This is a genomic window from Prosthecobacter sp., from assembly GCF_029946185.1.
Taxonomy (GTDB): domain Bacteria; phylum Verrucomicrobiota; class Verrucomicrobiia; order Verrucomicrobiales; family Verrucomicrobiaceae; genus Prosthecobacter.
The window spans coordinates 1-3,559 of sequence record NZ_JAQSEA010000148.1 but is presented as its reverse complement, the minus strand read 5'-3'; the positions used below and the strand labels follow the sequence as shown (position 1 = coordinate 3,559).

At 62.3% G+C, this 3,559-nt stretch carries 3 protein-coding genes; all 3 read left to right on the top strand.

Annotated features, from left to right (window positions below):
* Positions 1–802, top strand: an 802-nt coding sequence (locus tag PSV43_RS12715; RefSeq protein WP_300197529.1) for a DUF4926 domain-containing protein, incomplete at its 5' end; no start/stop codon positions are given.
* Positions 799–1,146 (top strand): DUF6883 domain-containing protein, encoded by a 348-nt coding sequence (locus PSV43_RS12710; RefSeq protein WP_300197526.1) that lies wholly within the window; start codon positions 799–801, stop codon positions 1,144–1,146. The genes PSV43_RS12715 and PSV43_RS12710, both read left to right, overlap by 4 nt.
* A 229-nt stretch (positions 1,147–1,375) precedes the next feature.
* The coding region (locus tag PSV43_RS12705; RefSeq protein WP_300197523.1) for a DEAD/DEAH box helicase at positions 1,376–3,559 on the top strand (2,184 nt) is incomplete at its 3' end.

Below are 3,559 nucleotides of genomic sequence, written 5' to 3'. Positions count from 1 at the left end.
GATGAAGCAGGCTGTGGCAGCACACATGGAGATTCAGGAAGCGGCTGAACTTCCCGCCGAGATCACGTCTGCCGAACCGCTACAACAGTCCCCACGCAATCTCTATGCGGTGATGCCTGCGGGAATGAACGGCTGGGAGCGCGAGTTTGCCGAACTGCTGGACCATGACCCGCACAAGCTGGTGAACTGGTGGCACCGCAACCCGCCGGACAAACCGTGGTCGGTCAATGTGCTGATGCCAAATGGCCGGGGCTTTTATCCTGATTTCATCATCGGCATCGCAGGCCGCAACACGGAAGACGGCGCACTGCTGGCGGACCCGAAGGACCGCTTTGAGACCAGCCGCGAAGCGCCCAAGGTACTGGCACAACATCAGGCCTATGGCTTGGTGCTGATCCTCGCCAAGGATGGGGGGCGCTGGATGACCGTGGGCTATGATGAAAAGGCCAAGAAGCCGGTCTTTGCCCGTGAGTTCCGACTGCCAGATGCGCCCGCGTTTGGCGCGGCAGGCGTGCAGACAGCACTTGCCCGCAGGCCAGCGGCAGGCATCTTGCCTGCAACTGCCATGACTGCTGCAAACGCCACCACCCCAATGACTGCCCCTGGAGTGCTCCCGGAGCACGCGGTGGTGCGCCTGCGCCATGATCTGATGGCCGATGACCTGAAGGCGGGTGACACGGGCACGATTGTGCATGTGTATGAAGGCGGTGCAGGCTACGAAGTGGAGTTCATCCATGGACTCAAGCGTCCCAAACTGGTGACAATGGAACCGGCGGACATCGAACTGGCAGAGACGGAATGATGGAAGCTCCGCAGCATCTCCCGCAAGCCGATGCACTGCTCGTCGAACAGACGAAAGTGCAGGATTATCTGCTCAACCTCTCTCACAAGGAAGGCGGGCCGAAGGCGAAGTTCTTTTTGAATCGTGGTTTCCGACTCGATGCGTGGGAGCTCATGGCCCAAGCTCTGCGCCAGCATGGCATGACTCAACCCGTGACTGAGACGAGCGAAACACGCTTCGGCCGGAAGTTCACCGTGGAGTGCCAGATCCTGACGCCCGACGGCAGGAACCCGTGCATCCTCACGGCCTGGATTGTGGAAGGCAAAAGGCCACCGCGCCTTGTAACGGCACACCCGAACAGTTAGCAATCCCATCACTGACCATCTCCTTTTGAGGTGCCCCCCTGTTTTTCGGTCGGTTTTGGGCAGGCCTGAACGTGAAACAATCAGAGACTCGCTAAGAGACAAAGCACCTTCCGATTGCCGGCCTCCCAGCACCCGCAGGGGCCCCCAAGATCAAACACCTTGCAATCTCGCTCCTTGGTGACAGTATGACACCCCTCAAATTCTGAGGAGTCCGTATCGTTTCTGTTTTATGAGTACACATACCTTCCCTGAACTGGGAATTTCGCCCGAGCTTCTTGAAGCCGTTAAATCCCTTGGCTTTGAGCAGCCCTCACCCATCCAGGCTGAAGCCATTCCCGTGGCTCTCACCGGACGTGACGTCGTCGGCCAGAGCCAGACCGGCTCCGGCAAAACGATGGCCTTTGGCATTCCCGTGGTTCAGGGCGTCGATGGCTCCATCCGCAGCGTGCAGGCCCTGATTCTCTGCCCTACCCGTGAGCTGGCCATGCAGGTCTGCGCGGAAATCCACAAGCTGGCCACCTTCAAAGAAGGCGTGCGCGCCACCCCGGTTTACGGCGGCGCTTCCTATGACCGCCAGATCCGCGCCCTCCAGAGCGGCACCCAGATCGTTGTCGGCACCCCCGGCCGTATTCTGGACTTCATGGAGCGCGGACTGATCAAGTTCGACGCCCTCAAGATGCTCGTCTTTGATGAAGCGGATGAAATGCTCGACATGGGCTTCAGCGACGACATCGACCGCCTCATGGCCGCTGTGCCTAAGGAGCGCCAGACCATCTTCTTCTCCGCCACCTTCGAGCCGCGCATCCGCCGCCTCGTCGAAAACTACACGACCAACGCCGCGACGATCACCATTCAGCAGAAGGCGCTGACCGTGTCCACCGTGGAGCAGCGTTACTACGAAGTGCAGGGCCGCTCCAAGCTGGAAGTGCTCTGCCGCTTGATCGACATCGAGGCCCCGCGCCTCACCATCGTTTTCGCCAACACCAAGCGCGCCGTGGATGACGCCACCGACGCCCTCGTGGCCCGTGGCTACGCCGCCGACCGCCTGCATGGCGACATCAATCAGACCATGCGCGAGCGCGTCATGCGCAACTTCCGCAGCGGCAACGTCGAAGTCCTTGTGGCAACCGACGTAGCTGCCCGTGGCCTGGACGTGAACGACATCGATCTCATCGTCAATCTTGAGCTGCCCTATGACGCAGAAGATTACGTGCACCGCATTGGCCGCACTGGCCGTGCCGGACGCAGCGGCAAGGCCTTCAGCCTTGTGGCCGGACGTGAAATTTACCTCATGCAGCGCATCCAGCGCTTCATCAACATCCGCGTGGAACGCGCCAAGGTGCCCTCCCAGGAAGAACTGGAAGCCACCCGCGTGGACAAGACCTTCGACAAGGTCAAAGCCGTGCTGGAAGGCGCGACTTACGCCAATCACGAGCACAGCATCCAGCGCCTGCTGGACATCGGCTTCACCCCCACGGAGATCGCCAGTGCTTTGATGGACCTTCTGATGAAGGACCAGGTGCGCGAGACCGAGCAGATCGTGGAAGACCGCGCCGGCCGGAAGCCCGACTATCCGCAGCGCGACTTCAAGCCCCGCGTGCCGGCCCCAGCGCCCGCACCGCGAGCCACCCCACAGCAGGCAGCTCCTGCACCGCAGCAGGCAGCCCCTGCCGCTGAGGGAGAAGCCGCCCCGGCCTCTTCCGAACCCGCCGCTGAAGGCACGGAAGCCCCGGCTTCCGTCTCCTCCGAAGCTCCCGCAGCCGCTTCCGACTCTGAATCCGCTCCTGCAGAAGGCGGCACCGCAGCCCCGGCTGCTGCTGCCGAAGAATCGGGCCGCGAAGAAGACTCCGGCCCGACCAATCATCAGGCCGCCGCTCCGCGCCCGGCCCCGGCCAAATTCGACAACGAATACGACAGCAATGCCGAAGAGGAACGCGTGCCGCGCAAGCAGAGCAGCTACGTCCAGAAAGGCCCACGCTCCGGCATGGTCCGCCTGTTCATCAACGTCGGCGGCATGGATCAGGTGCGTCCGCAGGACATCTCGGGTCTCCTTTACAACACCATTCAAGACCTCACCCCCGGCAGCATCGGTGCCATCGACGTGCTGGAGAAATGCAGCTTCGTCGAAATCCCCGGTGACTCAGTCGAGGCCGTGCTCGAAGGCGTCAAAGGCGCGCAGTTGCGTGGCCGTGACGTCCGTATGGACCACGCTGACCGTCCAGACGACATCAGCGGCATTCGCCCCAAGCGCTTCGGCGGTGGCGGCGGCTTCATCAAGAAACCCGGCTTCGGCGGCGGTGGCGGCGGCTTTAACAAAGGCGGCTACGGCGGCGGTGGTGGCGGCGGCGGCTACCAAGGCGGTGGCGGCGGTGGCGGCTTCAACAAAGGCGGCGGCCCTGGCACTGGCTTCAAA

Bases quoted from the DNA above. Each gene is read 5' to 3' on its own strand.
- PSV43_RS12710 (WP_300197526.1), top strand. From the start codon at position 799: ATGATGGAAGCTCCGCAGCATCTCCCGCAAGCCGATGCACTGCTCGTC.